Annotated in this window: 16 protein-coding genes and 1 pseudogene; 4 read left to right on the top strand and 13 right to left on the bottom strand. The window is 35.1% G+C overall.

The genetic code is table 11. The annotated features are described in order from the left end of the window. Positions 1-110: 110 nt before the first annotated feature. From AC4BHP_RS02675 to AC4BHP_RS02635, 9 genes and pseudogenes are all read right to left on the bottom strand, one after another. Complete coding sequence (locus AC4BHP_RS02675; protein ID WP_066104506.1) at positions 111-293, bottom strand: hypothetical protein; 183 nt, start codon at positions 291-293, stop codon at positions 111-113. 345 nt (positions 294-638) lie between these two features. Then, positions 639-854, bottom strand: a complete 216-nt coding sequence (locus tag AC4BHP_RS02670) for a PspC domain-containing protein (RefSeq protein WP_066104510.1) — start codon at positions 852-854, stop codon at positions 639-641. A gap of 607 nt (positions 855-1,461) precedes the next feature. Beyond that, positions 1,462-1,905: a GNAT family N-acetyltransferase gene (locus AC4BHP_RS02665; protein WP_066104516.1), complete on the bottom strand. Its 444-nt coding sequence runs from the start codon at positions 1,903-1,905 to the stop codon at positions 1,462-1,464. Between the two features lie 851 nt (positions 1,906-2,756). Next, a pseudogene (locus tag AC4BHP_RS02660) lies at positions 2,757-3,760 on the bottom strand (serine hydrolase domain-containing protein). Positions 3,761-3,898: 138 nt separating this feature from the next. Further along, complete coding sequence (locus AC4BHP_RS02655) at positions 3,899-4,501, bottom strand: CPBP family glutamic-type intramembrane protease (RefSeq protein WP_490551205.1); 603 nt, start codon at positions 4,499-4,501, stop codon at positions 3,899-3,901. Between the two features lie 474 nt (positions 4,502-4,975). Next, complete coding sequence (locus tag AC4BHP_RS02650) at positions 4,976-5,401, bottom strand: hypothetical protein (RefSeq protein WP_490551204.1); 426 nt, start codon at positions 5,399-5,401, stop codon at positions 4,976-4,978. Between the two features lie 141 nt (positions 5,402-5,542). Continuing rightward, positions 5,543-5,866 (bottom strand): YjcN family protein, encoded by a 324-nt coding sequence (locus tag AC4BHP_RS02645; protein ID WP_490551203.1) that lies wholly within the window; start codon positions 5,864-5,866, stop codon positions 5,543-5,545. A 237-nt stretch (positions 5,867-6,103) separates the two neighbouring features. Further along, complete coding sequence (locus tag AC4BHP_RS02640) at positions 6,104-6,709, bottom strand: uridine kinase family protein (RefSeq protein ID WP_148630028.1); 606 nt, start codon at positions 6,707-6,709, stop codon at positions 6,104-6,106. Between the two features lie 281 nt (positions 6,710-6,990). Beyond that, positions 6,991-7,503, bottom strand: a complete 513-nt coding sequence (locus AC4BHP_RS02635) for a GNAT family N-acetyltransferase (RefSeq protein WP_490551202.1) — start codon at positions 7,501-7,503, stop codon at positions 6,991-6,993. A gap of 280 nt (positions 7,504-7,783) precedes the next feature. Between AC4BHP_RS02635 and AC4BHP_RS02630 the strand changes: the two genes are divergently transcribed. From AC4BHP_RS02630 to AC4BHP_RS02620, 3 genes are all read left to right on the top strand, one after another. Continuing rightward, the gene (locus AC4BHP_RS02630) at positions 7,784-8,845 is read left to right on the top strand and encodes a YkvI family membrane protein (RefSeq protein ID WP_490551201.1); all 1,062 of its coding nucleotides are present in this window, start codon (positions 7,784-7,786) and stop codon (positions 8,843-8,845) included. Positions 8,846-9,368: 523 nt separating this feature from the next. After that, positions 9,369-9,809, top strand: a complete 441-nt coding sequence (locus AC4BHP_RS02625) for a LytTR family DNA-binding domain-containing protein (RefSeq protein ID WP_066104538.1) — start codon at positions 9,369-9,371, stop codon at positions 9,807-9,809. Positions 9,810-9,819: 10 nt separating this feature from the next. Continuing rightward, complete coding sequence (locus AC4BHP_RS02620) at positions 9,820-10,269, top strand: DUF3021 domain-containing protein (RefSeq protein WP_225983598.1); 450 nt, start codon at positions 9,820-9,822, stop codon at positions 10,267-10,269. Between the two features lie 206 nt (positions 10,270-10,475). On the opposite strand, the gene AC4BHP_RS02615 is transcribed toward AC4BHP_RS02620, so the two are convergent. After that, complete coding sequence (locus AC4BHP_RS02615) at positions 10,476-11,189, bottom strand: GntR family transcriptional regulator (protein WP_066104544.1); 714 nt, start codon at positions 11,187-11,189, stop codon at positions 10,476-10,478. Positions 11,190-11,455: 266 nt separating this feature from the next. Here AC4BHP_RS02615 and AC4BHP_RS02610 point away from each other — a divergent pair, with 266 nt between their 5' ends. Continuing rightward, a complete protein-coding gene (locus AC4BHP_RS02610) occupies positions 11,456-12,052 on the top strand; it encodes a hypothetical protein (protein WP_490551200.1) in 597 nt (198 codons plus the stop codon). 85 nt (positions 12,053-12,137) lie between these two features. On the opposite strand, the gene AC4BHP_RS02605 is transcribed toward AC4BHP_RS02610, so the two are convergent. The 3 genes from AC4BHP_RS02605 to AC4BHP_RS02595 all read right to left on the bottom strand — a co-directional run bounded on the left by AC4BHP_RS02605 (position 12,138) and on the right by AC4BHP_RS02595 (position 15,344). Further along, positions 12,138-13,019 (bottom strand): carbohydrate ABC transporter permease, encoded by an 882-nt coding sequence (locus tag AC4BHP_RS02605; protein ID WP_139063833.1) that lies wholly within the window; start codon positions 13,017-13,019, stop codon positions 12,138-12,140. Between the two features lie 2 nt (positions 13,020-13,021). Further along, positions 13,022-13,903, bottom strand: a complete 882-nt coding sequence (locus AC4BHP_RS02600; RefSeq protein ID WP_066104552.1) for a carbohydrate ABC transporter permease — start codon at positions 13,901-13,903, stop codon at positions 13,022-13,024. A 136-nt stretch (positions 13,904-14,039) separates the two neighbouring features. Next, positions 14,040-15,344: an ABC transporter substrate-binding protein gene (locus AC4BHP_RS02595; protein ID WP_490551199.1), complete on the bottom strand. Its 1,305-nt coding sequence runs from the start codon at positions 15,342-15,344 to the stop codon at positions 14,040-14,042. Positions 15,345-15,402 lie beyond the last annotated feature (58 nt).

Here is a 15,402-nt window from a genome sequence, read left to right as displayed (position 1 = left end):
CACCTATAACCTTCTTGAACAAACCTTCCCCATTTCTACAATAAGAAATTCAACATAAAAAGGGATTAATCCTTCTTGGATCAACACCTCTATTAGTTAAAGAAGAATCTTTACTTGATCCTATTTTCCTCTATTCCTCTGTTTATATGGACTGTTTTAATAGCCTCTTCTTCAGGGATGCTTTCATTGGGTGCTTGTCCCTCAGTAGCAATAGCGACTGAATGGGTTATCTTCCAGATAGGCAGCAGCTGTGTTAATTCGTTCTTGTAGAAGTGGCGAAGGATCAGTTCCAATCACCCTTGCTCCTAGAATAATTAAATAATCAGCATTATCTGGTACAGTTTGATTAGGAATTTGAGCAATTCGAATATGCAAGAATAGAAGATAAAAAACTAAAAACACAAAAAGTTCATAAGTAATAATCTTTAAGTATTTCATTAAATCGTTCCAATCGTTGAAATTGTATTTGGTAAATACAGAGAGGGTCGAGAAAAGATTTTTTTGAAGGTATTTACGGAGAAAGGGATTCGGAATTACTCAACAATTGAAGCGAATAAGTTCTCTAATGAAAAACGCATATTCCAATACATAGAAAAATGTACGGGGAATATGCATTTGCAAAAATACATTATGATTTTTTATTTAGAATTTGGCCATTCTTCATCTTCCAATGGAATAATTACACTCGCCACTAAGTAAATAATTAATCCAGGAAATGCACCTGAAAATATACAGAGGAAAGCAAATGCAAGCCGCAGGATGGTTACATCGATTTTTAAAATCGGTGCTAAACCTCCAAATATACCCGATAATACTTTGTTAGAGCGGGATCTTACTAATTTAACGTCTTTCACACAAACATCTCCTATCTTTATCTTAACAGTATATTAAATGAATTATCTTTATAATACGAAAATCCTATTTATTAATTCAGGATATGAACTTTGTCCCCTTTACTTCCATAAGAAGTTCAGTAGAAAAGGACATTAAGCCTTCTTAGATCAAAGCCCCGTTTATAAAAAAAATATTATCAAATCTAATTATCTTCGTTATTGCTTCTCACATTATTTTGAAGATAAATCTTTTTAAGAGGGAATTTATGTTATTTAAAGCAATAAGAATAACCCCTAACATAACAAATGTTACTACTTCCCCCGTAAACCAAGATAGTATTCCTAAAATTACAGCATAAAGTATGTATAGCCAATTACTCATTAATTCAATATCCTCCCAACCAAAATAATTAACTTCTTCAAAAAACCTAGTTCATTTGTAACATTTTGTAAAACCAGACCGAATCTTAATTAAGCTAGTCTGCCCTTTTACTTCTATAAGAAATTCAACACAAAAAGGCATTAATCCTTCTTAGATCAATGCTTCTGTTTGTTGAAATGTAATCTTTTTCAATCTCTTCTATACCTTGATATAACTCCAATCCCTAGCCGGGTAATAACGAGTGTGTTATTTTTGTAATATCATATCGACGTGAGGGATATTATCCTCTAAATATGTTTCGGATATAGGTTGAAAACCAAAGGAAGTATAGAATTTTCTTAAATAATCTTGGGCTTGAATTTTAACCTTTGTTTCTTTTAATTCGTTTTGGATAAAATCTAGTCCTTTCTTTAAAAGTTCCCCTGCAATCCCTTCTCCTCTGTATTCTTTCTTTACAATAACTCTTCCAATAGAAGTTTCTTGATAAGCAATACCTGCGGGTACAATTCTTAAATATGCAACGATTTCTCCATTGTCTTCTTTAAAAAGATGATATGAAAAAGGATCTTTACCATCAACTTCAGGATAAGGACAATTTTGTTCCACCACAAAAACTAAAGTTCTTTCTTTTAAAATATTATATAGTTCAATATTTGTTAACTCATCAAATTTTTTGAGTTTCCAACTCATAAAAATTCACCTCTTATTTTTTTCAAATGCATTTAAATATATCTTAAACTTCTTGGAACAACGCCTCAATTATTTCATATCAAAAAATGATAATAAATTATCGAAATAAAAGACCAGATTAGAAAATATAATCGCTGATATCACAGCTATAAATGTGAACTTCAATGACGGTTCTATTAGCTTTGCTAATTCATATATTTTATCGGCTATTATAATAATGAATGAAATCATTAACATGAACCAAGCAATACTATGTGGATTAGTATAATGAATTAGTTCGCTCGTTTTTAAGACTAATAATCCTAAAAAGTAGTAGAAAAACAACTTAACTTTAATCATCTATCGATGCCCCTAGGTCTGAGTTTCTGTCATACATTCCTTAACAAGCTAAACTCCCCCATTAAGTTCATAAAAAAGTTCACTCCAAATATGAATTACATTTTATATTTTGAAACTTAAGCTAATTTTCCACGTATTTCTAATAAAAGGGAGTGACAAAATGACACGCTGTGCTAATTGTAATAAAAAATTGCAAGCTAAAATAATTTGGTCAATTATCAATAGACCCTTTGATGGTAAGAACTGTCCTCATTGTAATAGATTACAATATATGAAAGCAGAATCATTCCAGTTTATGAGCAATTATGGCCCTGGCTTTATTTTCATTTTGTTGTTTCCTTTTTTTGTTGAGTTAAGTAACGAAAAAGGACCTTGGGATAAATTGGATTAGCGGATATACCTATAACTATTTTACAAATGGTTCAGGCTAACCTGCCTGTTTCTATTAATAAGAAGTTCAATATATAGAAGCATTAATCCTCCGATATATTGAGCGAAACCCTTACCGTTCCTTACTTCCGAAAAGTATCAGCAACTATATTACTAAATTCTCTGAGGTAGTAAAGGTAGTCGTCTCCGCCATAGTTATATCGTTTGTTATACATCTTTGCAACGACCACTCTGTATTCAGGAATGATAAGGACAGTTGGACCTGTTATCCCCAATATTTGATAAGATCCTTCTGGAACCCGATCACCGAGCTCACTATGGGCAGCTGGAATACCTTGCACATACCAAAACAAACCATTTTGAGGAAGTTTACGATCTTTGTAAAAAGGACTTTGGACTTGTGTGGCAATTTCAATTACTTCACTTGGAACAATTTGTTTCCCTTTTGCAAACCCTCTGTTTAAATGAAGATTACCCCATTCTGCAAATTCCCTAGCAGAAGTATGTAAGTTTGACTCCGTTCCATCACTATAATTTCCCAGATGGAATGAACCCTCCGAATCTGGATCATCAATTTGTTTAACTAATAATTCATTCTCTTTCGTTTGCCAGGCTGTTTCTTTAAAACCTAAAGGTGAAAATACCCGTTCTTCTAAAAGGTCTGGAAAGCTCATTTTAAATAGACGATTTACCAGCCGAGTCATCATTAACACATTGATTCCTCTATAAGCCCAACCTTGACCTGGTTCAAACTCTCGAAAAATAGTGCCATCTTCTTTTTCATGTAACCCATGGGAGTGAGTGACTAAATGCCTTATTGTTGTTTTTCCTAGCAATTGTTCATCCATTTCCCTGAAATAATCAATTGCGTAGTCATCAAGGCTTTTGATTTTCCCTTCATAAAGAGCATATGAAACGACTAAACCAAGGTAGCTCTTTCTGGCAGAAGCAACATTAAATTGAGAAACTTGGGTGATTGGAGCCGAGTCAGGAGAATTAGAATGATAACAATCATAGTGTTCCAATATTACTTCGTTATCTTTTAGAATATATAATGAGGAGGCACTGCTTCCGTTTTTTTCTTTATTTCATCTACCCAAGTAATTAAGTTTTCAAGTTTCTCCAAATGAACCATCTCCTTGATTTTATGAAAACCTTTATTACTATTCTCTACTGGTTGTTTGAAATCCTTCTTCCGCTAACCTGTCCCGTTTCTGCTATAAGAAATTCAACACAAAAAGGCATTAAGAAAAAGTGAATATATTTATAGCGTATTTTTTCTTTTATCAATTAGTAATAAAAATGATAACACCACTACACTAAATACCACTATAAACAGAAATGATAGGTATAGAGTCATGAATCCACTAAATGTCTCATCGAATATTAAAAGAGCGACGTCTTGGTCATACATACCTCCCATGGATATATATCTAGCCACTTCAAGATAAACGACATGGAAGATTATACTCATCCATAGTGTTCCTGTATACCTTCTATATAACTGTAGAGCAATTCCAAATGTAAAGAGCAATATAATATAATCTATAGTTATTATAAATGGTTTACTAAAGAATATTGACTCCAATGCCATCACCGTAACCGGTACACAAATGAAGATTAACGGCTGTAAAATCAATGAGATCATGAAGCGGAATTTCTTATGCAATTCTTCAAATATTAGTCCACGGATAAAGACTTCTTCTGGAAACGCTTCATACATAAATGCTGTCACTGTATTAATTAAAATGGAAATTATAACAGTGGCTGTCAGGTTCAAGCTGACATTTTTAATACCACCAAATAAATAAGCTGTTATAATTCCTGTTATGACTAAAATAAAAGGCAACGCGATTCCGAATATCAATCTAGAGGGGGTAACCCGCTAAAGGTTACTCCTTGTAAAAGCATACTATTTTGTCGATCCATACCTTGATTTTCAGTCAAATATTGTCCGACATTACCCGAAACAAAGAGAAATAATGATACAAGTACAAAGTACAAAAGCAACCGACTAATACTAAATTTCAAAGAACTCAATTGAATGCCCCTTTTCTATTAATGACGTATTGTTATAGACTATGTATTAACCAAGTTCTATATTTACAGTTTCTTAATGTTAGTGAATTAAAATCAACGTTACAATGAACATCTAATTTTAGATATGATTCACTCAACCTTATTCCATTAAATGACCGATTGTTGAGCAATAGTTAAACAACACTCTTGAACTAATCTGCCCCCTTTACTTCCATAAGAAATTCAACACAAAAAGACATTAATCCTTCTTTGATCAATGCCCCTGGTTGCTTAATTACATTTATTCATAACTTGATATAATTTAAAAATCTGTTAGTAGCTTCGTCTCATACTTAAATCGTATCGTTACTGGAATCTTATTAAAAATATGAAGGGGGATTCCTACTCTATCTTTAATATCAATTTCTATCCCCGCATTAAAGTAGGTAAGAAATTCCCAATAAGAAATGAAAACGTTATAAGTTGGCTCATAAATAAACTCCATCCATCCCTCTGCAATATGGTTATCTTTTTCATCAAATATATTAATTCCCGAGAAGTTTTCCATGACCCCATCTAAATAACTGGCATCGTTACCCTCTATACAACTTTCAGACCAATCAAATTTAAACTTATTCGCCGTTATTCCATAAAAAACGAGGTCATCACATAGCTGTTTTTCTACTAACATTCTTAATTTCGGACCCATTTTATCTGCGTATCCTAAGTCAGTATAATTTGGTTTCATATTTTCTCTCCACACTTTTGGTTTTATGTAATAGAACATTGCTACCTTTACTAGTTAAAACCTCATGTTACTAAACTGCTCCGTTTGTGAAATAATAAATAGAGCTGGTCATAGGGCTTCAAGGGAAATCGGACTAATGTATTATGGCCCTGTACCACAAGAGACTTCATATTTTCCGCTCTCTATCTTTGTTGAATAACACAGTGTTGCCGTATGTCCTGTAGGATTGTCGTAGTCAAACCAATTTACATTGTATAGCTGTCCGTATACTTTATCTTTATAATCATTCTTCGTTATTAAAGCAAAGAAACTTTGATATGGATGCCCGTCTTTAAGTATTTCATCTCTTATTGCAGATTTTGGCGAATCATTATTGTGTACCATTTGTCCTAATATAGGCGGAAATATTATTATCACTAATAATACCAGCAAGCCGACTACTAAAAGTCTTTTTTTCTTTTTCAAATTGATTCCTCCTTTCACCACTTTTATTCCGTTAGCCTGCTCCTGTATTCCAATAAGAAATTCAACACAAAAAGACATTAATTCTTCTTAGCCAATTAGCATAATAGAAATTGTACTGATGAAATCAAATTCTATCCTTATACCCTTTTTCAGTTTTAAATTTCTCTGGAATCAATTGCTCAATATTTACCCTTCTTTAGAAAAGATAAAAATCTGTTTATCCTGATGTTAGTATATTTATTCAATACCACTTACTATTAAGTTAGCTTTTTCAAAAGGTTTATAGGTTTCAACATAAACGTCTTCTGATAGCATCCAATTATTTTCCCACCTATCACGTGCTGTTTCTCCGTCTCTTTCAAGACCTCGTGAAAGCCTTGTTTCTCGTGGGCATTCAACCCATATCGTTAAATCATATTTACTAAAAAATTCGTGACATATTGCATAAACACCTTCTATTATGACAATTCCCCCAACTGGAACAGTATGCCACTCCGCTAAACCATCCATTATCCAATCATATCGCTGATAATGTCCTTCTTTATTTTGAGCTATGGGTTCAAGAACCTGATTTAAAATACGCCTCCTATCATAATCTGCACCTATAGGCTTGTTCTTTGGAAGTGTTTTTAGAATTTGAGAAGATGGTAAATAAAAATCATCCATATGCACAATAGTTGTATTTAATAATCTCCCTTTTAACTTATCAGCGAGTGTGCTTTTCCCAGAACCTCCACAGCCATCTATCCCAATTAACAAAGTTGATTGTTTTTGAGGAACTGAATCAATCAGCCTAACCAAATGTTCAAAATCATTACTGCTTTTAAGAATTTTATCATTCATAACCTCACCGCCTTAAATTGGAAAACCATCTTGTTAACTAACCTGTATAAAATATTTTCTATTAATTTATTATTAAATCCTTCTTCCCTGCCCTACACCTTATCTAAATCTATGATTAATTTATTACCTTCGATTTTAAAATCTGTGGAATAATTTACAAACTGGATTTTGATAGTTCAATTTTATTCTTAACTTATGTTCACTATAAGTCATTGACCAATAGCATAATCCATAAGCTTTCCTTCTTATTTCCATAAAGAAAAGTCATCATAAAGATATCTCTATTTCACTGCTAATTTTAGTACCATCAAATCCTCATCATAATATCGGCCATTAAACTTTAAGGCATTTCTTTCTATACCATAGACCTCAAATCCCAACGACTTATATAATTTCTTTGCATAGTGATTATCAGATACAACCGTTAAATTGATTTGTTCCAATCCTTCAGAGTTCTTCGCCCTACTAATAAGTTCATTCATTAATAACTTTCCTAAACCCTGACCTCGATTGCCTAGAGCTATGTACATTCCATAAACATTCCCTTTATGCCTGGTTTTGAGATTGTCTTCACGCACAAAGGTAACAATGCCAATTAAAGATTTCCGATTATCAAAGGCACCAACAATATACTTGTCCATTGTTGGTTTTATTCGTTCCTTTACCATGTCTAATGAATATCCCACCTCTCTCTCATAGGTTGAACCGAATGCTTCCGGGTTCATTTTCAATGCATTCAATCGCACTTTCTGATATAAATGAGCATCGGACTCTTCTAAAATACGAATATTCATCAACTACTCACTCCTTTAATTTGATGGAATTATGTATTGCATAATCTATTCTTTTTTTCGCTCCTAATATCCTTCTTGCACTAACCTCCCATCTTATAAAAAGCTTAATTATTTCCTGTACACTGCTGTCTCTTTTCTCACAAACAAATTCTTCTATTTTCATATTTTTTGTTTAACACTATTTATATAGGGAAAATAATTCTATTGAGGACTATTCCGGTTCAGAAGCAGTGGCTGAACCGTGCCTCAAATTCTTTATAATACTACGAATGGAGGAGACATGAAGAATATTATTAAAATAGCCAGTGCATTTATGGGAATTATCATAGGTGCCGGTTTTGCATCAGGACAAGAAATTTTACAGTATTTTACTAGTTTTGGAATGAAGGGAACGATTGGAGCCTTTCTCTCGATCCTATTGTTCGGATATTTGGGAATGGTTTTAACTAAGCTGGGCAGCCGGCTTCAGACAGACTCACATAAGGAAGTTATTTACAAAATCAGTGGACGTTACCTCGGCGTTCTCATCGATTCTATCCTCGTATTTATCCTTTTTGGAATTGGAATTGTCATGATTTCTGGTTCAGGGTCTATTTTCAATCAGCAGTTTGGGTTGCCAAGTTTCGTTGGCATCATTATCATGACGATTCTCATTTTAATCACAATCCTTTCCGACGTAGACCGGGTTGTAAAAGTTATTGCTATGATAACCCCTTTTCTCATATTGGGAGTGGTCGTATTATTTATACATAGTATGGTGACCATGGAATATTCTTTCTTTGAGCTGGACTCTATAGCGAACGAACAGTCTTCGGCTACAAATCATTGGCTGAGTTCTATCATTAATTATGTTTCACTTGCAATCGCAATGGGAGCGTCCATGACTCTGGTAATGGGTGGAGATGAACCCAAGGAGAAAATCGCTTCGATTGGAGGACTGGTGGGAGGTATAGGTGTAGGAATCTTAATTGTCCTGCATCATCTAGCCATCTTTGCACAAGTTGATAAGGTAGGGCACTTGGACATGCCCTCACTAGGGCTGGCCAATCAAATATCGCCACTTTTTGGAGTTCTCTATTCCATCATTCTATTCGGCATGATTTTTAATTCAGCTGTTAGTATGTTCTTTTCGTTTGGTACACGCTTCTTTACCCCGAAAACGAAAAAATACAATTGGTTCGTGGTTATATCTGTACTCGTCGCTTTTGCTGCAAGCTTCTTTGGATTCAAGCAGTTAGTTTCCTTTTTCTACCCACTGTTTGGATATCTCGGTATGATTTTAATTGTCGTACTCGTTATCGCATCAATTAGAATGAAGCCTCTGAAAGATAAAACTGATTAATCGGTATCAATTGCGCGTTTCAATAAAGATTTAGATTAGCATTCTTCCGAAGAAAATAAAAAATCCACTGTATAGAAACAGAGATTCGTCAATTTTGATGAATCTCTGTTTCTTGTGCTGATTTTACCTTTAAGCTCACCTTTACTTCCAATTATCAATTCAAATTTAACTGAGTGTATTCGATTTCTCTTGAGTATCATCTGGAGATTATCAATTGTAGATCTTTCACGCTGAATAAAGCATTTTTGCTTCTCATCTAACCCTAACTAACTGTTTCTTCATTAAAAAAGGATTGTCCCCTGCTTTGTAGGTTTTCGGTCATTTAAGTTCATCCCCTTAAACTTCGGCTCGCATTGGCTACGGGTTTAATCCCTAAGGATTGGTTCCACTTTTATCATGCCATTATTCATTTTCATCCATATATATTAAAAATCTGACCAGGTATATAAATGCTGTAGTACTATATCCAATTGCTTCCTATAATAAAGGGAGAAAGATCCATAAAAAAGGGTGGGGGTGGAATATGAGGATAGAAATCCAGTTAGATAGTGAATGTAAAGATCCCAAAATCGTCATACATGCTAGTGAGATGACAAATGAAATTTCAAGTTTACTTGAAAAACTTTCAGGCAATGAATACCAATCACTGATGGGTTATAAAGGTGATGAAATTCTTTTGATACAAATGGACGATATCTTGCGGATTTATACTGAAGGTCAATATGTTTATGCACAAGTAAATAATGAAAAATTGCGCTTACGACAAAGATTATACCAATTAGAAGAAATGGTCCCGCGCCAACAATTCATCAGAATTTCAAACTCTGAGATTGTCAATTTTGAAAAAGTTAAAAGCTTAGATATGAGCATAAGCGGAACAATCACTCTGAAATTCAATACCGGCGATCAATCATATGTCTCGAGGCGTTATATTAATAAGATAAAAAAACATTTAGGAATATGAGGTGATGAAGATGAAGACAATTATCGTAAGAGGGGCAATAGGATTTCCGCTAGGCGTTTTTATATCAACCTTTATAACCCTTTGCATTTCACTTGGCATTGGGGATGGGACGTTTTACGCTGTAGTACCCAGCTTAATAGAGACCATGGGTACAGAATTAAATGCCTATCTACTGCAATTTATTTTAAGCGGATTATTAGGAGTTGCTTTTGCTGCAGGCTCTATCATTTTTGAACATGATAATTGGAGTCTTACAAAACAAACAACTCTACACTTTTGCTTAGTTACCATCGCCATGTTTCCTGTCGCCTATTACTCCCATTGGATGGAGCATTCCTTTATAGGATTTTCACTTTACTTCCTTATCTTTGTGGTCATTTATTTAATGTTCTGGGTCTTCCAGTATCTATTTTGGAAGCGAGAAATTAATCGTTTGAATCATTCATTAAATAAACCATAGACACCCACTTTAGAATTACAGTTTTCCTACTAGCAATAAGGTATTCTGCCTCCTTTTAAAAATAGTTTTGATAGGAGGTAAACTTAATATCTATAAAGACACCCCAATAAGATTTGTACAACTCAAGTTATTCTTACAATAAGAAAAGGTGACCCTATTCTCTCTAGAGTCACCTTTTCTTTTTCTGAGCCAAATTATGCGGTTTCCTATCGATTTACCGTTACCGTTGTAAAGACGAACTTGTCGTGATGATGCCGTGAGAAAGAGTATTCAAATGGTATACCAGTAATCAAAAAGGCAACTTGTTCGACTTCCAAGATAGGATCGTCAGCTCTGCAATCCAGGTATTTTTGATCCAGTTCATTTGATTTACATGCTCTGATTTTACGGTGTGCTCCACCCATTTTTAATTCAAGTGTTTCTTTAATATGCTTATATATGGAAGAATGAAGAACCTCATCATTAATACCGGGAACCAGATTAGCCGGCATGTATGTTTTTTCTATTACATATGGTTCATCATTTACAATCCTGAGACGAATAATATGATAGACAGGTGTATCAAGGCTGATCCTTAGTTTACTGGCTACTTGCTCAGAGGGAAATTGAATTTCAAAGGCAATTACCTTGCTTTTTACCTCATCATTATTGGCCAGATTGGATAGTCCAATATTTTCTTCACTGATGATATTCACTTTATTGTCATCAAATGGAGGCTCGATAATAAAGGTACCATGTCCTCTTTTCCTATATAAAAGCCCCTCTGTAACAAGAATATTCAAAGCTTTTTTCATCGTTACCCTGCTGCTGTCAAATTCTTTCGAAAGAGTATATTCGTCTGGAATCGGCTGGTCCTTTGAGTAATAATCACTCTTTACCCTTCGCCTCATTTCATTTGCAATGGCCTCGTACTTGTTCATTCCTAACACCTTCCTAAACGCTTCTTATAAGTCAATCATAAATACTATCACAGGAAAAATATAGTGTAAAAGTAAAGGTATGCAAATTATAGTAATCAATGCCCTGATTCTTTGTTCTATTCCATATAACGTATTACATCGAAATATCAAATCATGCTTGAAGATATGATTATACTTATATCTTTAAATGATTATAACTTTCCCTTGAATTTGTAATCATTTAAAGGTATATATAGAATATATTGTAAAAGTTAGGGTGGGCCAACATGAAGAATCTGATAAAACTTTTTATTGATTTCGTCTCTCAATATACTATTTCCAGCTATTATTTCTGGCTTTATATAGTTAGAGGTGGAATCATCTATGGATTTGTTTCCGCTTCAGTTGGACTGATCCATGCTGTTGAACTCATTCACCGGAAAGAAGATGATTCAATCCGTTCAGCTTTTCAAGAATCCTATAATAAGAATAAAAGTTATATAGGGTTATCGTTTCTATTATTTTTATTCAGCGGACTTTCGCTGATGTCTATCTATCCACCGCTTCACGAGGCCTTGCCTATCTTAACATCGCTGCAAATACCGATTTTGATCTGGACTTTTCTTTTATGGACCATTGCTATTTATAGCATTTACTTCCTTGCTCATGATCAACGGAATACTCATTCCGCAAAATGGATCTATGCACTGGCTTTTGATACTTGCATTCGCCATCCACTCCGTAGCCTGGTTATATTGCTGATGATCTTAGCTTTCACATTGATAATCAAAGTAAATTTAGTCGCCTTTATTTTTTTGGCACCGCCTCTATTAATCATTGCGACCAAAAAAATTGTTTTCATCCCTAAGATTCTGACAAACTAATACCTTTATAAAAAGAGCTGCTTGAAAAGAAGGGCTTTCCTTTCAAGCAGTTTTTTCTTCCTCTACTATAATGGACTTGAAATACTTATTTTACTGAACCAGAAACTCCGTTATAAATATACTTTTGAAGGGCCAGGAAGACGATTAGTATTGGTGTAATTACGATAATAACACCCGCCAGAATGACCGGCCAATCCGTTCCATATGGTCCTTTAAAGGCAAATAACGCTGTTGAAATAACCTTCAATTCAGGTGACGGCATATACAGGAATGGATTGTAGAAGTCATTGTAGATTCCCACACCGCTAATAATAAGAATCGTAATCATTGGAGCTTTGAGCAAAGGCAAGATAATCTTGCGGTAAATTTGAAAGTAAGATGCGCCTTCCATGATTGCTGCTTCATCCAATGAAACTGGAATATTGTTAAGGTACTGCAGGAATACATAGACAGCTATTACGTCTGTGCCAAGATTCAGCACAATAACCGACCAAATCGTATTGAATAAGCCCATTCCTTCAATAATCTGGAATGTTGCAACCTGTGTAGTGATTGCCGGAATCAGGGTTGCAAGGAGGAAGAGTCCCATAATAGGTTTCTTCAATTTAAAATCAAATCGGTTCAAAACATATGCAATCATCGTTCCAAGCAAGAGTTTTCCTACAATTGAAACAATAAAGATGATAAGCGTATTTTTAAACCCAACAGTCATTTGGCCATCTATGAATGCTCTTGTATAATTGTCAAACGTAAATTGTTCCGGTAAAGCAAGAACACCAGTTGTCAGGAATTCCTCTTTTGACTTGAATGATCCAATAAACACAACCAATACAGGTAAAATAGCAACCGCTACTCCAAGCAGTAAGCTGCCGTATTTTACAATGGCGCCAAGCAGTTTCTTAATGTTGTATGCATGATCCTGCTTTGCTGGAATCTTTGGTTCTGTCACACTGACATTTGCCTTCATGGTCACACCTCTTTCTCTCTAGTCATGTATTTTTGAATTAATGTCACGACGATGACAATGACTAACAATATGAGGGCCATGGCAGACGCCAGTCCTAGCTTCTGGTACTTAAAGGCTGTATCGATTGTTTGAATGACAAAGGTTTTCGTTCCATTTGATCCACCCGTCATAATGTATGGGATATCGAATACACTTAGGGAACCGCTTATTCCTAAAATGATATTCAGGAACACAATCTGTTTGATACTCGGTAAAATAATGTATAAAAATTGCTGGAACCGGCTGGCACCATCAATTTCCGCTGCTTCATAAATTTCAGGATCAATGGACTGAATAGCTCCCAGGAATATGATGAAGTTGAACCCCATATATCTCCAAATCGACGTAAACGCCAGGGACATATTGTTTATAGAACGGTCTCCAAGCCATAATTGGATTTGACTATCTAACCCAAGGAAAGTCATGACCGTATCCAATGTTCCTCCGGCTTTGAAGAAATACAAGAAGATGAACCCAATAGCCACTCCATTTAAAAGGTACGGAAAAAACAAAATACCCTTCCAAAAGTTTGCGAATTTCACCTTGAAAGTTAGGATCGTGGCAAAGTATAAAGCAATTCCCAGTTGGATAAATGTCGCTACAAAATAGTAGAGACTGACTTTAAATACTGAAAAGTACTCTGGGTTTGTAAAGACCTTTAAATAGTTGGCGAGACCAACATTCTCCTTCGTCGGACTAATCCCATTCCAATCCGTAACACTGTATTGAAGCATTTTTACTAGCGGATAATAAGAAAATAATAAAAGCAAAAAAACAGGTAAAGCTGAAAACAGAAAAATGATAATACGACGCTGCGCCTTATAACTCAAATTTATTTTTTTCATCGCTTTTACTCCTCTTATCTCATTAGCTGGCCCTAATGGACAAAGATACTTTTCAAATCCTTCTGTATTAGAGGAACTGGGGTGTTACAGTATGAATTCTGCAAACACCCCAGTATATTCAATAAGATGATTCTCCTTACTTGCCAACCTCTTCCATTGCACTTGACCATTTTTTGTTCAAGTCTTTCATAATGGCATCAAAGGATTCTTTTGTATTGCCTTTTGCCGCATCGATAATACGTTGCTTCGTTGCTTCTGTTGTATCAATACCGATTTCAGATGTGTTGTTGATGTCACTAAATAGAGATTCTTCTCCTTTAGGTGATGGATTAGCCTGGATAAATTCTACTCCAGCTGTTTCCATCGTTTTAAGAGCTGCTGGCATTTCTTCGCCAACCTTAGGAGAGATGGCTCCTGTATCTTTAGTATAGTTAGATTCATCAATAAACCAGTCTACGAACTTACGAGCAGCTTCTTTTTGTTTGCTGTTCGCATTAATACCGATATTGTAGTCTCCGCCAATCGCTGCATACTGTTTGCCATCTTGTGCGGTAATTGGGAACGCTGCATACTGAATATCTTCTGGATCTTCAGCAAGAGCTTGAACTTGTTCAATTGCCCAGCTGCCTAGAACCATAACAGCAATTTTTCCGTCTGCCAAATCTTGTTTGGATTGTTCCCAGTCAGTAGTGGAAGGATCAGCTTCAGTTAAGCCTTTTTCCGCTAAATCATATAAAAGTTTGTAGCTTGTGTTCATTACTTTACCATCTGCAAACGGTTCTTTATCTTTCACCATTTTATTCGTAACATCCGGATCACCGGAAGCACCTGTACGGATGAAGTCCCAGTTAGTTAATGTCCAGCCGGAAGCGTAGTTTGTGTATAAAGGAGTTACATCCGCGTTCTTTTTCTTGATTGTTTCTAATGCAGCTACGAAATCTTCTGGTGTTGTTGGAACAGTATCAATACCTGCATCTTTAAATACCTTCATGTTAAGGATGACACCAGTCGTATTAACTGCAATCGGAATACCATAGGAAGTACCTTCATAAGAACGGTCACTTAAAAGCATATATTTCTTTGATAATTCATCCTGTTTACCAAGCGGCTCAAGGAAGTTTGCATTGTCTTCAGGCTTAATCGTTGTTGGAATCATGAACACATCACCGTAGTCTTCTGAGTTCATCCTAATTTGCATTTGACCGGCATAGTCTGTAATCGTTTCCACTTTTACTTCTATATCGGGATGATTTTTATTAAACTCTGCTATGTATTCATCCCATTTCCCATTACCTGTCCAGTCTGTCTTGTGGTTGATAAAAGTGATTGTTTCTTTTCCTGACTCTTTAGAATCGGAATCACTATTGCTCTTATCACTGCAACCTGTTAATGCAAGGGCCAGAGCACTTGCGGCAACCCCCATACGGAATAATTTCTTCATTCCAGTCCCCTCCAAAGTATAATTTGGTAAACGCTTACAAAAATATTGTAGCATCCTA

The organism is Pradoshia sp. Z4_20 (assembly GCF_058216035.1).
Note: the sequence above shows the minus strand (reverse complement) of the source record. Positions and strands in the feature narration are given on the sequence as shown.

What these genes read in the sequence shown, in the direction of transcription:
- AC4BHP_RS02625 (WP_066104538.1), top strand. Translation starts at nt 9,369, where the DNA reads ATGAGGATAGAAATCCAGTTAGATAGTGAATGTAAAGATCCCAAAATC.
- AC4BHP_RS02605 (WP_139063833.1), bottom strand. Translation starts at nt 13,019, where the DNA reads ATGAAGGCAAATGTCAGTGTGACAGAACCAAAGATTCCAGCAAAGCAG.
- AC4BHP_RS02595 (WP_490551199.1), bottom strand. Translation starts at nt 15,344, where the DNA reads ATGAAGAAATTATTCCGTATGGGGGTTGCCGCAAGTGCTCTGGCCCTT.
- AC4BHP_RS02630 (WP_490551201.1), top strand. Translation starts at nt 7,784, where the DNA reads ATGAAGAATATTATTAAAATAGCCAGTGCATTTATGGGAATTATCATA.
- AC4BHP_RS02600 (WP_066104552.1), bottom strand. Translation starts at nt 13,903, where the DNA reads ATGAAAAAAATAAATTTGAGTTATAAGGCGCAGCGTCGTATTATCATT.
- AC4BHP_RS02615 (WP_066104544.1), bottom strand. Translation starts at nt 11,189, where the DNA reads ATGAACAAGTACGAGGCCATTGCAAATGAAATGAGGCGAAGGGTAAAG.
- AC4BHP_RS02635 (WP_490551202.1), bottom strand. Translation starts at nt 7,503, where the DNA reads ATGAATATTCGTATTTTAGAAGAGTCCGATGCTCATTTATATCAGAAA.
- AC4BHP_RS02665 (WP_066104516.1), bottom strand. Translation starts at nt 1,905, where the DNA reads ATGAGTTGGAAACTCAAAAAATTTGATGAGTTAACAAATATTGAACTA.
- AC4BHP_RS02650 (WP_490551204.1), bottom strand. Translation starts at nt 5,401, where the DNA reads ATGAAACCAAATTATACTGACTTAGGATACGCAGATAAAATGGGTCCG.
- AC4BHP_RS02610 (WP_490551200.1), top strand. Translation starts at nt 11,456, where the DNA reads ATGAAGAATCTGATAAAACTTTTTATTGATTTCGTCTCTCAATATACT.
- AC4BHP_RS02640 (WP_148630028.1), bottom strand. Translation starts at nt 6,709, where the DNA reads ATGAATGATAAAATTCTTAAAAGCAGTAATGATTTTGAACATTTGGTT.
- AC4BHP_RS02620 (WP_225983598.1), top strand. Translation starts at nt 9,820, where the DNA reads ATGAAGACAATTATCGTAAGAGGGGCAATAGGATTTCCGCTAGGCGTT.